This is a genomic window from Agrobacterium tumefaciens, from assembly GCA_025560025.1.
In the GTDB taxonomy this organism is placed as follows: domain Bacteria; phylum Pseudomonadota; class Alphaproteobacteria; order Rhizobiales; family Rhizobiaceae; genus Agrobacterium.
The window spans coordinates 1,772,212-1,787,063 of sequence record CP048485.1 but is presented as its reverse complement, the minus strand read 5'-3'; the positions used below and the strand labels follow the sequence as shown (position 1 = coordinate 1,787,063).

The window sequence follows — 14,852 nt, the reverse complement described above, 5'->3', positions numbered from 1 at the left end:
AGTCCCATGGGTGCCTCCTGTTGTTGACAGGTTCGATAATATGACCGTTTTGTGGCAGTTGAAAAGCGGTTTCTGTGATGCGGTGCAGCACGGTTTGCGGCGGAGTGAAAAAGTAATTTCTGCAAGCTATTGAAAATAAATATTTATTTTCCCATCACGCAGTGCTTCATATCTTTAAAAAAAGTAAATGACCGGGGTGTTATCCCCAGTCATCCGGTCGAGATTAACGATTTCGCCCTGATTCCGGCCGATAGATTAAGGGCCGGTATGCGACGTTAAGACAGGTTAAAGCGCCTGCAGAAGGGCAGTCGACGGCCAGCCATCCGCGGGGATGCCGAGGCGCTGCTGTTCCTTCTGGATGGCGACACGGGTGCCGGAGCCGAGGATGCCATCCACCTTGCCGACATTGTGGCCGCGCGCTTCGAGCTTGGTCTGAAGCTCCTTCATCGTCGCGTCATCGAAGCCGGGCTCTGGATTACCCTTGTTGTAGACGGGGGAGCCCATCAGGCGGGTGGCGAAATAGGCGGCGGAGGTCGTGTAGATGAACGACTGGTTCCATTCCAGATAGATGTTGAAATTCGGATAAGTGATGAAGGTCGGTCCCTTGCGTCCCTGCGGCATGATGAGGGCTGCGGGCAGGGCGGCAAAATTCCTGTTGCCGTCGCGCGGGGTGACGCCCAGCGCGAACCAATCACCGGCTGTCAGCGGACCGCCGAGGCCGGATTTTTCCCAGGGCAGGTTTTCCGGTATGGAGACTTCCTGGATCCAGGGCTCACCCTTCTTGAAGCCGAGATGCTGGATGAACTTTGCGGCGGTCAGGATCGCATCCGGTCCGCTGCTCTTGACGTTGATGTGGCCGTCGCCATCGCCGTCGACGCCGAAGGCGATGATGTCCTTGGGCAGCATCTGCACCTGACCGATTTCACCGGCCCATGCGCCGGTATTGGCGGCGGGATCGAGATCGCCGTGCTGGACCATTTCGATGAGCGCCAGCAGCTGCGGGCGGAAGAGTTCCGGGCGGCGGCAATCATGCGACAGGGTCACCAGCGCGTTGCGGGTGTTGAAATCACCCTGAACGGCGCCGAAATCGGTTTCCATGGCCCAGAAGGCGGCGATGACGCCGGCCGGTACGCCGAATTCGTTTTCGGCACGGGCAAAGGTCGATGACAGCTCCTGAAGCTTCTTGCGGCCGATATCGAGACGGGCCTGGCTGACGGTGCGCTGGGAGAATTCCAGGAAGGTCTGGCGGAAGACGCCCTGGGCGCGGTCACGCGAAAGCACTTTCGGGTCGATCTGCGCGCCGGCAAGCGCCTTCTGGATGGCGTCGGCTGGAATGCCCTTGGCCGCGGCATCGGCTTTCACGCCCTCAAGAAATGCGCCGATATCACCGCCGCAAGCCACCTGCTTGGGATCCTCAGGTGAGGCAACGGGTGGCGTGGCGAAAGCCGAGCTGGAAGACAGAAGGGAGAGAGCGGCGGCAAAAAGGATGCTGCGCGACCGGAACGTGGGCATGGGAATTTCCTCAATAGGTTGTTGGCCCGCTTTACCCATATGTTTGCGACAAAAAAACGGACCGAGCGATCTGACGTTGCAGAACAACGCCGATTTTTCGAATGTGTTGCTTCTTGGCCGTGTTTATTTAGCGGAAGCGATCCATTTGCGCCAATTTTTCTCCGTGCCGGCAAAAACATTGATGTCTGTGGGGCCGTTGACGCCCGGCACGACACCGGTGGCCGTATATTGCCAGAAGGCCCATTGCCGGTCTTCGTAGATTTTTGCCGGATGGGCCGCGACGGAGCGCACCCAGAAATGGTAATTTTTGAACTGGCCGACGAGATTGTCGCGGTGGAAGTCAACCGAGGTATAGATGATCGGGCGCTTGCCGTAATGGGCCTCAAGGCGGTCGAGGAAACGCTGCATCTCGGCGCGAACGATACCAGGTGCCGGGCGCGTCTTGCAGGTCGGAGAGGAGGGGTTCCACTCCACGTCGAGAACCGGAGGCAGGGTGACGGCTTCCTTCGGCACGTTGCTGATGAACCAGTCGGCTTGCGCGTCCGCCGTCGAGCAGAAATAATAGAAATGGTAGGGCGCATGCAGGATGTCCGCCGCTGCGGCACTGCGCCAGTGGTCACCGAATTTGGGATCGATGCGATCGGACCCTTCCGTCGCCTTGATGAAGACGAAGGAGACACCGGATTTGCGCACGGTGCGCCAATCGACATCGCCATTCCATTTGGAGACGTCGATGCCGTGCACCTCATGGCGGTGCGGGTTGTTCATGCCGAAATCCTGCGGGTCGGTATCGGCAAATTTCGGCTTGGAAACGGACGCGGTTTCAAGCAGGTCGTAGCTCGTGGACGTGCAGCCGCCGATCAACAGCAAAGCCGACAGTAGTGCCGATAAACGCAGCCGCATTGGAACCCTGATGAAAGTGTTGTTGCCCATCCCGCAACCGCAAAATGGCGCGGTGCATCTCCCGATTTACCCATAACATGGTAAACAAACTGATATGGCAAGGGGCAATGACCCTTTTCGGCTCTGCAAGCTGCTGGTTTTGAAGCGATTTGGGCTTCTCGGGCTGTAAAAGACAGCAAGGCGCTCGACATGTGAATCCGCCTTGACAGCACCACGCCTGCTCTAACGGAGGCGCGAAAATTTCTGAGGAGAATCAGGCGTCGGCGAGGATGCGGCTGATTTTCGGCTGTGTTTCTGCGACGGGGAGCGTGATGACGGCCCGCCAGGCATAACCCCGGGCGATCTCTTCGAATTCGAGATCGCCATCAAAGCGGCCGGCCATATTGGCGAGGACGTAGCGAAGATTGGCGCGGGGCGTGACGTGAAAACGGGTAAGCCATGCCTGCAACAGCGAGCGGAACCACTTCGGCAATTGTTCCTGCTGGCCGAAATCGACAATGTGCAGGGAACCGCCAGGTCTGAGCGCAGTAAGCGCCTGTTCGATCGCCTTTTCCCAATCCGGTATCATCGACAGCGCATAGGGGATCATGACGCGGTCGAAACCATCGGGCTCGCCGAATTCGGCGGCGCGGAAGGCGGTGGCGTCGGCCACGCGCAGAATGGGGCGTTCCGCCTTGCCGGCAAAATTCTCGGATGCGGTCAGCAGCATTTCCGAGGAAATATCGAGGCCGAACAGTCTCGCCTGCGGAAACTTCCGGCTGGCCAGAAGCAGGTTACGGCCGGTACCGCAGCCGACTTCGAGCAATGTGCCGCCTTTCGGTACGTCCAGGCTCGAAATGGTTCGGTCACGGCCCAGAAGATAATATTTGCGGGTAATGTCGTAGATATGCCGCTGGTGGCGGTACATGCGGTCCATCAGGCCCGCATGGGCTTCATCTGCAAGGCTCACATTCTCGCCGACGGTTTTCATGCCATGGCCCTCTGATAGATATGGAAACCGCCATAGATGGCCGAACGGTCCATGACGTTCAGCTCCTGGGAGCGCTCTTCGAGATAGACCCACTGGTTGCGGATATCGGCAGAAAGCCGGCCTTCGATGACACTCTTTTCGGCGGCTGTGCGGAAGATGACCCGCGCACCGGGAGCGGCGGTGCGGCTGATCTGCGACCACAATTCGTTAAGCTGCACATCCGTCATCCAGTCCTGCGCGTCGAGGAGGATATAGCGATCGACGGCGCTTGCCGGCTTCTTGGAAAGAAGCTCGGTATAGGTGGCGTGATGGACAGCGACGCGGGCGGTGTTGTTGCGGATCGTCTCGTAATATTCCGGCTTGAGATAAGCGGGCAGGGCGCCTTCATGCGGCTCCGGATAACGGCGGGCGAAGGCCTGCCAGGCGAAATAATTGTCGCTGAGCGGGAAGTTGCAGGCGAGCTTTTCCAGCCGCTCCTTGAGCACGGAGGCAACCGTGCCATCGTTCGAAAGGCTTGCCAGTTCGTCATATTGCCGGGGCGGAATGCCGAGACCGAAAAGCGAGCTTTTACGCTTCGTCAGCCAGCGTACCACCGGCTTGTCGAACAGGGGCGCAACCTTGCTGTCGAAAAACTGGCGCTGTTCGGCAATCGAGCGGCTCTGGGCCATTTCCGTGAGTTTGACGCCGTGCAGACGCGCCATCAGGTGGCCGGCGCCGATGAAACGGCCAAGCAGGCCGGTACGGTAGATATTCCTGTCGAAGACCGCGATGCGGCGACGGCCGGACAGTGTGCGCTTCGACCAGTAGGCTTTGGTGGTATCGTCGAGATGCTCGGCGATGAAGCGGTCATAACCACGGCTGTTGCTGCGCGTATTGGCGCGTCCGAACTGGCGCACGACGTCCTGATGCGCGGGCAGGTGGCGGAAGGCGGCCAGCTTCAGCTTGTTGAGAGCGATGTGATGCGGGTTCAGATCCACCACATCGATGCTTGCCGGGTTGCGGGAGAGATAGGCCAGCATGTTGCAGCCACCCGAACCGATGGTGACGATGCGGTGGCCTTCGCCAAGCTCCATCGCTTCCATGTCGATTTCCGGGTCTTCCCAGATCTGCGGATAAACGAGGCCAGAAAAGAGAACGCCGAAGAACCGTTCGGAGAGACCGCTTTTCGAGAGTGCCTTGTGCTGGAGCAGTGCGGACTTCAGTTTTGTGTTTTTGCTGAAGCCGGTCTTGGGTGCCGCACTCGTCATATGTTCCACCTCTCAGTCGATTGAGAGGCGTCTACAGCCGCGACGCTACAGTTTGATGACAGGGGCTGTGGGTGCCGATCTATTTGGTGAAGGCACCCCATTCCGTCACGCCGGGCTAGACTCGGGGTCCAGCGGGATCAAGTCCTTGATCACAGGACAATCTTTTCACGGTGCAGACGCGCCGTGGCTGGATGCCGGATCAAGTCCGGCATGACGGTGGAGAGCTTTGCACCTGCATCGAAAGTTCAGATGTTTTCTGAACCAGCGGGGTTCTCAGGCAATCACTTGCGCAGAACGTGCAGCATGCCCTTGCGCTTGGCGTCGTAATAATAACCGCGTGCATAAAGCCGAACCGCATTGTCGCGGTTGCTGTCGGCCACCAGCCATGCGCCGCGCAGATATTTGACGGCATATTTGAGGTTCGTTTCGGCATCGAACAGGCCGGAAGCGGGGCCATCAAAACCCATGGAGCGGGCTGTGGCGTGCTTGATCTGCATCAGGCCGAAGTGGCCGCCATTATAGGCGCCGGGATTGTACATGCTTTCACGCTGGACCACGCGGTGCACCAGATCTTCCGGCACATTATACATCACCGCATATTTCGAAATCAGCCCGCTCAGCTTTTCGCGTCCGGCCGGTGCCGACTTGAGAGGCGCCGTCACCGTTTCATTCTGCCGGATGGCGGCAAGGGCGGCGTTGGTCGGGCCGGCGGCATAAGCGAGAACCGTGCTGTCAGGTTTCGGCAGCGGAATGACCTTGCGTTCGGCCGTCAGCTCGGTGCCGATCGACGGTGTACCGGGTGGTGGCGGCGCGGGTGGGAAGCTGCCCTTGACGGCGACGACCTGCGGCAGATCGGCGGCGGCGTTATGGGCCGGCGTTTGCGCTGCGGCTCCGGCTGTCTCGATGGCGGCGGCTGCCGGTGTCGTGGCATGCGGTGCGAGAGCTGCAGCCGTGGTCGGCGCGGATGTCGTCACCGTCGCCTGCGCCATCTCTGCCGGTTGCTGTTGCGGCTGCATCTGGGCGGCGATGGCCGCCGCTGCGGCGATTTCAGAAGCCGGCGGCAGGGCCACGCGGCCGCCCTTGACGGCGACGGCGGTGGGAAGCGTTGCAGCTTGTGGAGCGGCTGCGGCGTCTGCCGTCTGTGTTGTCGGTACGGCGGGCGTCACGCCTGCTGCCGCGTCGGCCGTTACCGGCTGAGTCGATGCCTGTGCAGGAGTGGCAGTGGGGTTTACTGCCGCGATTTTTGGGCCATCCGGCCCTTCCTTGGCGGTGTATTCGACACTTGTGCATCCAGCCAATGCCAGTGCGAGGCCCACGGTGGAAGACAGAAGAACTGCACTTCTTCCGCGGAATTTGCCCGAATTTCGCATGTTGCCGCCTTCGTTATGCCTGTCTCTCGATACCCCCGCGTCAAGCGAAGCAGGCAGTGTCCCGTCGAGCCTTCATTAACCTATTGTAAGGATAGCGGCAAGCCGGGACGTGGCACCCCGGTTTTCAGGCGGTTTTTCAGGCCGCGATTCGCCTGTATCCAGCGCTGACGGCGCGGCCGGAAATGAAATGGGTGCGGTATTTCGGCCGGATTTTTTTATTGCCGGACATGCGGCGCACCAGTGCCAGCGTGGAGCCGAAAAACAGCGCCTGCACCGCCAGAACGACAATGGCCATCACCAGGATCACGGCCTGCGCGGTGGCGAATGTTTCGATGGCATTGCCGGACGTCGAAACAAACTGGGGCAAGAGCGCCAGAAACAGGGCGAAATAGCGCGGGCGCAACGCGGCAATGGCGTAACAGTCACGGAAAATACCGCTCCATGATTTGCCCGGCAGGTTGTCGTTATCAGCATTGGCGGCCTGTGCGGCCGGCGTGGCAAAGGTCCATAACAGGAACAGCATCAGCCAGCCGATGCCGGCCCATTGAACGATGTCGAGAAAGGATTGCGGTAAATAAGCCAGCCCGGCCACGGGAATGGCCGAAATCGTCATGGCCGTGACGATGCCGAGCGCTCCGCCGCTGACGGAGGCGAGGATCGTTTTCCTGCCGCGGACGCAGGCATAGGAAGCGACAGAGAATACAAGGGGAGAGGGAAGTGCGAACACAACGGCACATGCTGCACAAAAAATCAGCCAGGCCTGTCCAGACATTCTCTTCCTCCTTGCCCTCCCTGTCACCGCATTAATTAGCCTATCGTAAAATTAGGCCGCTGTGAACGGTTGACCGACGTGTTCCATCACTTCGGTAAACCATTTTGCAGAAAGGTCGAAATGCTTTCCGCCCTTGATACGCGGAAACTCGATGGTCCGCAATTTGCCGTTCTGATCTTCGTCATGACCGGTGACGCCCGAGACCTTGTTGAGCGCGCTTTCGACGGCGAGATCGACCATGCCCTGGATGAGGCGCAGATCATCGCCATTGGCGGGGGCGGAGCGGGCGAAATAGCCTGACTTCTGCACCATGGAGCGTTCCGCGCCGATAAGGCTGGCGAATTGCTTCTGGAACCAGCCGCCGACATTGATGGTGTCGATCTTCACGTGGCCGAAGGCATCGCGCTTGACCGCTTCGCCGGAAGCTTCGCGCTCGGCAACAATCGAATCAAGGCCCGCACCTTCGGAAACGAACAGCGTGACATAGCCGTGCCTGTCCATGATCTCCTTGAGGCGCTCGGCCTCCGCCTCGATATCGAAGGCCATTTCCGGCAGATAGATGCCGTCGATGTTCTTCATCTGCGTATTCATCATCAGGCCTTCGACATAGTCATTGCCGCTGGTCTTCTGGATATAGGCGCGCGCGGTCGCAGCCGTCAGCCAGCCGCAATGGCGGCCCATGACTTCGTGGATGACAAAGGTTTTCGGGGCAGCGCTCTGTTCGTTGCTGACATTGTCAAAGAACGAAGCGCCGACTTCCGCAGCAGTCCAGGCGCCGAGGGACTGCCTGATCGGCACGACATCATTGTCCACCGTCTTTGGCAGGCCGACGACGGTGAGGTTGTAACCATTCGCGCCGAGGTAGGCGGCAAGGTCAGCGGCCGTCGTATTGGTGTCGTCGCCGCCGATGGTGTGAAGAATGGTGATGCCGTCAGCGGCCAGCCGTTCAGCGGCCACGCGCAGTGGATTTTCGCCTTCCTTGACCAAACCGCGCTTGGCGCAATCGGCGGCATTGGTCAGCTTGACACGGCTGTTGCCGATCGGCGAACCGCCATAACGGTGCAGCAGATGCGCCTTTTCGCGCATGTCTCTGGTGATCTCGATGCGATCGCCCAGAAGCACGCCCTGATAACCGGAGCGATAGGCCACGATGTCGATCTCAGGCGCAATGTCGCTGTAGCGCTCGATCAGGCCGCCGACGGCGGAAGAGAGACAGGGAGCAAGGCCACCCGCGGTCAGCATTGCGACTTTCTGTTTGGCCATCATGGCTCTCCTTTTGCATAAATCCAAAGACATGTCTGGCAAATGGATGCGACAGCAGCGTGTAGGTGTAAAGTGAATTTATCAAGAAAAACGCCGATTTCTCGCGGTTTTTCAGCGGCTTGAGGAAAGAGGCCGAATATAATCGTTTCAATCCGCATCGCAGGCGCCGTGTCCTGGCAGCCTGTGGAAAACCGAGGCCGCGTCGTTTGCCGCGCTCTTGTTCCTGAAGCAGAACTGTCGCAAAGATGAATAAAAGTTAATGCCGCGGCGTTGCCGGACATATTGCATTCACGGCGATATGCCGTCATGCTTGGCGTCATGATGTTCGATTTCGCCTGTCTGCAAATTTCATCCCTGTGGGAGCGACTGCTCGGCGCAATCGGCGACGCGGCAGGTGGCGCGCTCGGACGCGTGGTGGAAGCCATCCGCACCCTCTTCGAGGGAGATCCGGAAACCCGCCGCAAGGTTTCATTCTCGGTTGCAATCATCGCACTCTCCGCAAAGATGGCGAAGGCCGATGGTGTCGTCAACGATGCCGAGGTGCGCGCTTTCCGGCAGATTTTCGACTTTCCCGAAGAAGAAGCGAGAAACGTCGCGCGTCTTTATAATCTCGCGCGACAGGACGTTGCCGGTTATGAGGCCTATGCCGAGCGTCTTGCCGGTCTGTGCGGTTCCGGCCATGACAATTGCGAGATGCTGGAAAGCGTCATCGATGGTCTGTTCCACATCGCCAAGGCTGACGGGCTGATCCACGAGCGGGAACTGGCTTTCCTCGGCCGTATCGCGGAAATCTTCCATATTACCGAAGATCACTTCGAAACGATCATGGCGCGGCACGTTCACATGGATGGGCGCGATCCCTACCGCGTGCTCGGCGTTTCGCCCTCGGACGACTTTCTGGATATTCGCAAGCGTTACCGTTCGCTGGTCGCCGAGCACCATCCGGACAAGCTCATCGCACGCGGCGTGCCGATGGAATTGCATGCTGCCGCGAATGAGCGTATGGCGGCTCTCAATGCCGCCTATGCGGCCATCGAGAAAGAACGCCGCGTCGCATGAGTGAATTTCTGCCGGACTTCAAGGGTGCAGCCGTTGCGCCTTCGCCCAACCATGGCGAAAGACAGGGCGTGGCAGGCCCGGATATCATTCTCCTGCATTATACCGGCATGACGACCGCCGATGGCGCTCTTTCGTGGCTCTGCAATCCCGAAAGCCAGGTCTCCAGCCATTATTTCGTCTTCGAGGACGGGCGCGTCATTCAGATGGTTCCTGAAACCCGCCGCGCCTGGCATGCGGGCAAAAGCACCTGGGCGGGCGATGAAGACATCAATTCCCGCTCCATCGGCATCGAAATCGCCAATCAGGGCCATCCCGGCGGACTGCCTGAATTTCCGGAAAAACAGGTGGCCGCCGTCATCGAATTGTGTCGCGATTGCGGCCAGCGCTGGAATATCGCCCCTGAAAGGGTGCTTGCGCATTCGGATGTAGCGCCGATCCGCAAGGTTGATCCGGGTGAAAAGTTCCCGTGGGACATCCTGTCGCAGCACGGTGTCGGTCATTGGGTTGAACCCGCGCCGATCCGCGGCGGACGCTTTTTCCAGCGCGGCGATCATGGCCAGCCGGTGGAAGCGTTGCAATCGATGCTGTCCATATACGGATACGGCGTTGAAATAACAGGCGCTTATTGCGAGAAGACGGAGGGTGCGGTTGCCGCCTTCCAGCGGCATTTCCGCCCGGCGCTGGTGGATGGCATAGCGGATTTTTCCACTATCGACACGCTTCACCGGTTGATTGCCAGCCTGCCGAAATTTTCGGCCGCTTAAACGCGAATTCTGGAAAATAGTTCCCTGCTTTCGGGGCCTTCAAGTCGCTTTTTTTGTCGTGCCACAGTTAATCCGCATTGAGGAAGTCTAAGAGCAGCACTGGACGCGGTGCTGTTCTTCAGGAGAACTTACCGTCAATATCAATCAAGGAGACTGGACTTCGGAAGGTCGTGATCGACTTTCCGCACGCTGGACATTTGTATCGTTTCATTGTTCCGGTTATCCGATCTGGAGACTTTTTCAGCATATGAACAGAGTTTTTGTTGCTGTCGCAGCGGGCGTTGCTATGCTCGTTTCGCAGGCGGGGATTGCTTTTGCCAAAGACGAGGACGTCAAGACCAAGACCGTGACGCTGGAGACCTTCTTCCGCAAACCCGGTTATCCCATTCCGGAAAAGAGTCTGCCTTCGTCGCTCAAGAATGATTATTCCGATCTGATCGTCAAATATGCCAAGCGTTACGGCGTTCCCACCAATCTGGCGCATGCGGTCGTTTCTGTGGAAAGCAAGTTCAATCCCAAGGCCCGCGGCAGCGCAGGCGAGGTCGGGCTGATGCAGATCAAGCCGGCAACGGCGCGCATGATGGGCTTTCGCGGCACGACCAAGGCTCTTTATGATCCCGAGACCAATATTCGCTGGGGCATGCAATATCTGGCGACCGCCCATCAGCTTGGCGGCGGCGAGGTTTGCAGCACGATCCTGCGTTACAATGCCGGCCATGGCGCCACCCGCATGAACCCGGTGTCCAAGCGTTATTGCGGCAAGGTGCAGGCGCTTCTGGCCAGCTGAGGTCTTTGCCAAAGCCCGCCGCAATCTTTCAGATTCGCGCGCCACATGGTTCGTACCTGCGGAAATCGATTCCGGTTCATGCCCGCATGCTGTAGTCAGGAATAATTCTGATACGGAGCATGGCATGCCGGATTTCAAATATATCGTGGTCGGGGCTGGAATGATGGGTGCGGCGGCGGCGCGGCACCTTTCGGCGCAAACGGATGGCGTGGCGCTGATCGGACCCGCCGAGCCCGCCAATCGCAGGACCCATACCGGTGTATTTTCAAGCCACTACGATGAAGCGCGGATTACGCGTGGCTTCGATGGCGATCCGGTCTGGGCGGCACTCGCGCAGCGCTCCATCCGGCGCTATGCGGAGATCGAGGCAAAAAGCGGCATCCGTTTCTTCACCGAAGCGGGCTGTCTGTTTACCGGAAACGGCAAGGGGCTTGCCGGAGACTATGTGTCGCGCGCGCTTTCCTCAGCGGGCCGTCTCGATCTCGGTGTGGAAACGATAGGTAGCGGTGGGCTTGCCGGTCGCTTCCCGATGTTTTCCCTGCCTGCCGATCACAACGGCTATTTCGAGGCGCGCAATGCCGGTCACGTCAATCCACGCGCCCTGGTGAAGGCCCAATGCGCCATTGCCGGGGCACAGGGCGCGCGGCTGGTGCGCGAGACGGCGGCGCATATTCGCGATACGTCCAAGGGTGTGGAGGTTTCGACCCGGGAAGGGGCCGTGCACACAGCTGAAAAGGTCATCGTCGCAGCCGGCGGTTTCACCAACATGGCCGATCTTCTGCCATCGCCGGTCGATATGGCGGCGACGGGCCGCACCATTGCCTTTTTCGAGCTTGATGATGCAAGGCAGGCCCTTTTCGGCGCCATGCCTTCGACCATCGTGCTGACTGAGACTGAGGACGATATCGTCTATATTCTTCCGCCCGTGCGCTACCCCGACGGCAAGGTCTATCTGAAGATCGGCGGTGAAAGCGAAAAGGGCAGGCTCGAAACGCTGGCCGAGGCGGTCGACTGGTTCCATTCGGATGGCACGCCAGACGAGGTCGAGTTTCTGAAAAAACGGGCGCTGTCGTTGATGCCGGAACTTGCAGGTTGCCCGGTGACATCCGGTTCCTGTGTCGCCTCCATAACCCGCAGCGGTTATCCCTATATCGGCTATACACAATCCTCCAATATTGCGGTGCTGACCGGCGGCAATTTCGTTTCCGCCAAGTCGTCGGACGAGATCGGTCGGCTGGGTGCGGTGCTGCTTCTGGACGGCCAGCTGACCGAGAATGATTTTGCCGCCGAAATGTCGCCGGTTTTTATCTGACATCCTTCTGTGGAGCGGCTACAAGGTTGCGACTGAACAGAGCGGATGAAGAGGGCGGCATGTCGGGGCATTTCAAATATATCGTCGTCGGTCGCGGCATGATGGGTGCCGCCGCCGCCCGCCATCTGGCGGAAAAGGTGGATGGCGTCGCGCTGATCGGCCCCGGCGAGCCTGCCGATATCACGTCGCATCAGGGCGTTTTTGCCAGCCATTACGATGAAGCGCGTATTACCCGCACCATTGATGGCGATGCGGACTGGGCTTTGCTCGCCAATCGCTCGATTGCGCGTTACGCCGATATAACGGCAAGGAGCGGGGTGGGGTTTTACGCGCCTGTCGGCTGCCTGATCGTCGGGCCGGAACGGGGAGGCGACAATCCCTTTATCGACAATGTCCTCAAGGCGGCGGAACGGCTTGGCGTCTCCACGGCACTGATGGATAATGAGAGCCTGAAAAGTGACTTTCCCTATTTTTCCTTCGAGCCGGGCTGTGAGGGCGTGTTCGAAAGAGACAATGCGGGTTACGTCAATCCGCGCGCCCTGGTGAAGGCGCAGAGCGTTCTGGCGGACAAGGCCGGTGTGACGCTTATCGACGATATCGTTGTTTCGACCCGGGAAGAGGATGGTTGTGCTCGGGTAGAGACGGCCTCGGGTGCGGTTTACACCGCAGATCGCGTGCTGGTGGCGGCGGGCGGTTTTTCGATTACGAAGGATCTGCTGTCGCAGCCGGTTGCTCTCAATGTCTATGCACGCACGGTCGCCTTTTTTGAGGTCGATGAAGCGGATCTGGGACAATATGCGGGTATGCCTTCGCTGATCTATGAGCCGAGCGACACGACGAAACATATCTATCTGCTTCCGCCCGTGCGCTATCCCGATGGCAGGTTCTACCTGAAAATCGGCGGCGATCCCGACGACAAACCTGTCGGCAGCGACCCGGAAATTCGCGCCTGGTTCCGTTCCGGTGGACGCGAAAGCGTGCGCGACCATCTCTCCGATATCATCGGGACATTGCTACCGTCCATCGACCGCGCGCGTATTTCAATGGCTGCCTGCGTTGTGTCCAAAACGCCGGGCGGTTACCCCGCCATCGGCTTCACTTCATCACCACGCATTGCGGTTCTGACCGGTGGCAATGGCACGGCGGCCAAGAGCTCCGACGAGATCGGGCGTCTGGGTGCCGCGCTGCTGCTTGATGGAGAAATTGGCGACGAAGCCTATGCCACGGATTTCAAACCGGCATTTCTTTGATCTTTGTCTTCGCTTTTCGGTGGCTTTCACCTCGGAACATGGTTATGCAGCCCATGCCAGTTGGCCGGGCAGCCGCGCTTTACCAATGTCGAAAGACGGTAAGGTGAGGAAAGTCCGGGCTCCACGGAAATACGGTGCCGGATAACGTCCGGCGGGGGCGACCCTAGGGAAAGTGCCACAGAGAGCAAACCGCCATGCTTTGCATGGTAAGGGTGAAAGGGTGGGGTAAGAGCCCACCGCGCCGCTGGTGACAGTGGTGGCAAGGTAAACCCCACCGGGAGCAAGACCGAATAGGGATGACATGGGACGGGCGAAAGCCTGTTTACAGCCGGTTTCCGGGCCCGTCATCCGGGTGGGTTGCGCGAGGCGGCATGCAAATGCCGTCCCAGATGAATGGCTGCCACGTTCCGGGTCAAACCGGGGCCATACAGAACCCGGCTTACAGGCCAACTGGCGAATTTTCCTGCCGACTCTTTCGGTGGGCATCAGCCCTCGATGATATGGGGAACGTAGCGGGAGAGATTTGCGGTGATGGGCGACGCGTCCTCGCGAATGCCAAGTCCGCAGGGTCGATCGGCGACGATCCAGCTTCCTAGCACGGCGTATCCGAACTCGCTCTGGAACAAGGGCGCATATGCCTGAAAAACATATCCCTCTTCGCCGTAACTGCCGGGTGCTGATAAAATCTCGCGTCGGTTTCGGTAAAGGCTGACATTTTCGCCTTCACGCGAGAGAAGCGGTTTCACCACGTAATCCCGCAACTCATATATTTCAGGGTCGTCGGGAAAGAAACTCGGGAGCAGATTCGGGTGATTGGGATGCCGCTGCCAAAGCATGGGCAGCAGGCCTTTGTTCGATAACACGGCTTTCCAGGCTGGCTCGATGAAAATGCCATTCTGCGCAGGCAGATGCGCGGCAAAGGATTCCCGTAACATGAATTCCCAGGGGTAAAGCTTGAAGCAGCGCTCGATGACGCGACTTTGGAGGTCAGCAAAACGCCCGCTCGCATCGATGCCGATGTCCCTGATATCGAGAAACTGGGCGCGGTGGCCAGCCTGAATGGCGCAGTCCATGAGATATATGGTCGTGCCGCAATCCTCGGGGTCGTCGCTAATCGCCGCGAAATGGAAAATCCTGTCCCGCGAGAATTGCCCAAAGGCCTCTATCAGGGCTTCCTGAACGGAGTTGAACTGGTCGGTTTGCGCTGGCAACGTTCCAAGGGCGACCTGATCCGTCAGCCAGTTATATTGGAAATATCCCGTTTCGAAGACGGAAGTAGGCGTGTCGGCGTTGTATTCGAGCAGCTTCGCCGGGCCATGTCCATCATAGGCAAGATCGAAGCGGCCATACAGGTGCCGGTCGCCCCGCTGCCAGGAATTTCGGATCATGTCGTGATAATCGCGCGGGATGGCAAGACGGGTTAGCGCCGCCTCACTGTTTACGATATCGGCGACGAGATCCATGCACATATCATGCAGGACTTGGCTCGGTTCTTCGATGTCGCGCTCGATTTCATCGAGCCCGAAGCAATAGGCTGCGTCGTCCACCCAGTAAGGCTCGCCATGCATTTCATGGAAGGAGAAACCCACGGCATTGGCTTTTTCGCGCCAATCCGGGCGTGGTGGGACTGTGATACGGCGCAT

14 protein-coding genes and 1 other RNA gene are annotated in these 14,852 nt (G+C 59.0%); 6 read left to right on the top strand and 9 right to left on the bottom strand.

The genetic code is table 11. From position 1 onward, the window contains the following. Positions 1 to 285: 285 nt before the first annotated feature. From FY152_08830 to FY152_08795, 8 genes are all read right to left on the bottom strand, one after another. Positions 286 to 1,512, bottom strand: a complete 1,227-nt coding sequence (locus tag FY152_08830; GenBank protein ID UXS32187.1) for a lytic murein transglycosylase — start codon at positions 1,510 to 1,512, stop codon at positions 286 to 288. A gap of 123 nt (positions 1,513 to 1,635) precedes the next feature. Continuing rightward, the gene (locus FY152_08825; protein ID UXS33247.1) at positions 1,636 to 2,415 is read right to left on the bottom strand and encodes a glycoside hydrolase family 25 protein; all 780 of its coding nucleotides are present in this window, start codon (positions 2,413 to 2,415) and stop codon (positions 1,636 to 1,638) included. 253 nt (positions 2,416 to 2,668) lie between these two features. Beyond that, positions 2,669 to 3,385: a class I SAM-dependent methyltransferase gene (locus tag FY152_08820; protein ID UXS32186.1), complete on the bottom strand. Its 717-nt coding sequence runs from the start codon at positions 3,383 to 3,385 to the stop codon at positions 2,669 to 2,671. Further along, on the bottom strand, positions 3,382 to 4,632 hold the full coding sequence (locus tag FY152_08815) for a DUF3419 family protein (protein UXS32185.1): 1,251 nt from the start codon (positions 4,630 to 4,632) through the stop codon (positions 3,382 to 3,384). The genes FY152_08820 and FY152_08815 overlap by 4 nt, the downstream gene beginning before the upstream one ends. Before the next feature lie 281 nt (positions 4,633 to 4,913). Then, positions 4,914 to 6,002: a lytic transglycosylase domain-containing protein gene (locus FY152_08810; GenBank protein ID UXS32184.1), complete on the bottom strand. Its 1,089-nt coding sequence runs from the start codon at positions 6,000 to 6,002 to the stop codon at positions 4,914 to 4,916. Between the two features lie 136 nt (positions 6,003 to 6,138). Next, positions 6,139 to 6,774: a LysE family translocator gene (locus tag FY152_08805; GenBank protein ID UXS32183.1), complete on the bottom strand. Its 636-nt coding sequence runs from the start codon at positions 6,772 to 6,774 to the stop codon at positions 6,139 to 6,141. A 51-nt stretch (positions 6,775 to 6,825) separates the two neighbouring features. Further along, positions 6,826 to 8,037 (bottom strand): pyrophosphate--fructose-6-phosphate 1-phosphotransferase, encoded by a 1,212-nt coding sequence (locus tag FY152_08800; protein ID UXS32182.1) that lies wholly within the window; start codon positions 8,035 to 8,037, stop codon positions 6,826 to 6,828. Further along, entirely contained in the window at positions 8,037 to 8,345 is a 309-nt protein-coding gene (locus FY152_08795) for a hypothetical protein (protein ID UXS32181.1), read from the bottom strand. Before FY152_08795 ends, FY152_08800 begins: the two co-directional genes overlap by 1 nt. Before the next feature lie 10 nt (positions 8,346 to 8,355). Here FY152_08795 and FY152_08790 point away from each other — a divergent pair, with 10 nt between their 5' ends. The 6 genes from FY152_08790 (at position 8,356) to rnpB (ending at position 13,667) form a co-directional block, all read left to right on the top strand. Then, the gene (locus FY152_08790) at positions 8,356 to 9,096 is read left to right on the top strand and encodes a DnaJ family molecular chaperone (GenBank protein UXS33246.1); all 741 of its coding nucleotides are present in this window, start codon (positions 8,356 to 8,358) and stop codon (positions 9,094 to 9,096) included. After that, the gene (locus FY152_08785) at positions 9,093 to 9,860 is read left to right on the top strand and encodes an N-acetylmuramoyl-L-alanine amidase (protein ID UXS32180.1); all 768 of its coding nucleotides are present in this window, start codon (positions 9,093 to 9,095) and stop codon (positions 9,858 to 9,860) included. Before FY152_08790 ends, FY152_08785 begins: the two co-directional genes overlap by 4 nt. Before the next feature lie 247 nt (positions 9,861 to 10,107). After that, positions 10,108 to 10,647: a lytic transglycosylase domain-containing protein gene (locus FY152_08780; GenBank protein UXS32179.1), complete on the top strand. Its 540-nt coding sequence runs from the start codon at positions 10,108 to 10,110 to the stop codon at positions 10,645 to 10,647. 124 nt (positions 10,648 to 10,771) lie between these two features. Further along, positions 10,772 to 11,959 carry an FAD-dependent oxidoreductase gene (locus tag FY152_08775; GenBank protein UXS32178.1) on the top strand — a complete coding sequence of 396 codons (1,188 nt, stop codon included), beginning with the start codon at positions 10,772 to 10,774 and terminating at the stop codon, positions 11,957 to 11,959. A 59-nt stretch (positions 11,960 to 12,018) separates the two neighbouring features. Beyond that, positions 12,019 to 13,209, top strand: coding sequence for an FAD-binding oxidoreductase (locus FY152_08770; GenBank protein ID UXS32177.1), 1,191 nt, complete (start codon positions 12,019 to 12,021; stop codon positions 13,207 to 13,209). 56 nt (positions 13,210 to 13,265) lie between these two features. Further along, positions 13,266 to 13,667: RNase P RNA component class A (gene rnpB, locus FY152_08765), an RNA gene on the top strand. 27 nt (positions 13,668 to 13,694) lie between these two features. Here rnpB and FY152_08760 read toward each other — a convergent pair. Further along, the gene (locus tag FY152_08760; protein ID UXS32176.1) at positions 13,695 to 14,852 is read right to left on the bottom strand and encodes a glutathionylspermidine synthase family protein; all 1,158 of its coding nucleotides are present in this window, start codon (positions 14,850 to 14,852) and stop codon (positions 13,695 to 13,697) included.

Excerpts from the sequence above, each read along its gene's own strand:
- FY152_08830 (UXS32187.1), bottom strand. The coding sequence starts at position 1,512 with ATGCCCACGTTCCGGTCGCGCAGCATCCTTTTTGCCGCCGCTCTCTCC.
- FY152_08825 (UXS33247.1), bottom strand. The coding sequence starts at position 2,415 with ATGCGGCTGCGTTTATCGGCACTACTGTCGGCTTTGCTGTTGATCGGC.
- FY152_08820 (UXS32186.1), bottom strand. The coding sequence starts at position 3,385 with ATGAAAACCGTCGGCGAGAATGTGAGCCTTGCAGATGAAGCCCATGCG.
- FY152_08815 (UXS32185.1), bottom strand. The coding sequence starts at position 4,632 with ATGACGAGTGCGGCACCCAAGACCGGCTTCAGCAAAAACACAAAACTG.
- FY152_08810 (UXS32184.1), bottom strand. The coding sequence starts at position 6,002 with ATGCGAAATTCGGGCAAATTCCGCGGAAGAAGTGCAGTTCTTCTGTCT.
- FY152_08805 (UXS32183.1), bottom strand. The coding sequence starts at position 6,774 with ATGTCTGGACAGGCCTGGCTGATTTTTTGTGCAGCATGTGCCGTTGTG.
- FY152_08800 (UXS32182.1), bottom strand. The coding sequence starts at position 8,037 with ATGGCCAAACAGAAAGTCGCAATGCTGACCGCGGGTGGCCTTGCTCCC.
- FY152_08795 (UXS32181.1), bottom strand. The coding sequence starts at position 8,345 with ATGACGGCATATCGCCGTGAATGCAATATGTCCGGCAACGCCGCGGCA.
- FY152_08790 (UXS33246.1), top strand. The coding sequence starts at position 8,356 with ATGATGTTCGATTTCGCCTGTCTGCAAATTTCATCCCTGTGGGAGCGA.
- FY152_08785 (UXS32180.1), top strand. The coding sequence starts at position 9,093 with ATGAGTGAATTTCTGCCGGACTTCAAGGGTGCAGCCGTTGCGCCTTCG.
- FY152_08780 (UXS32179.1), top strand. The coding sequence starts at position 10,108 with ATGAACAGAGTTTTTGTTGCTGTCGCAGCGGGCGTTGCTATGCTCGTT.
- FY152_08775 (UXS32178.1), top strand. The coding sequence starts at position 10,772 with ATGCCGGATTTCAAATATATCGTGGTCGGGGCTGGAATGATGGGTGCG.
- FY152_08770 (UXS32177.1), top strand. The coding sequence starts at position 12,019 with ATGTCGGGGCATTTCAAATATATCGTCGTCGGTCGCGGCATGATGGGT.
- FY152_08760 (UXS32176.1), bottom strand. The coding sequence starts at position 14,852 with ATGCGCCGTATCACAGTCCCACCACGCCCGGATTGGCGCGAAAAAGCC.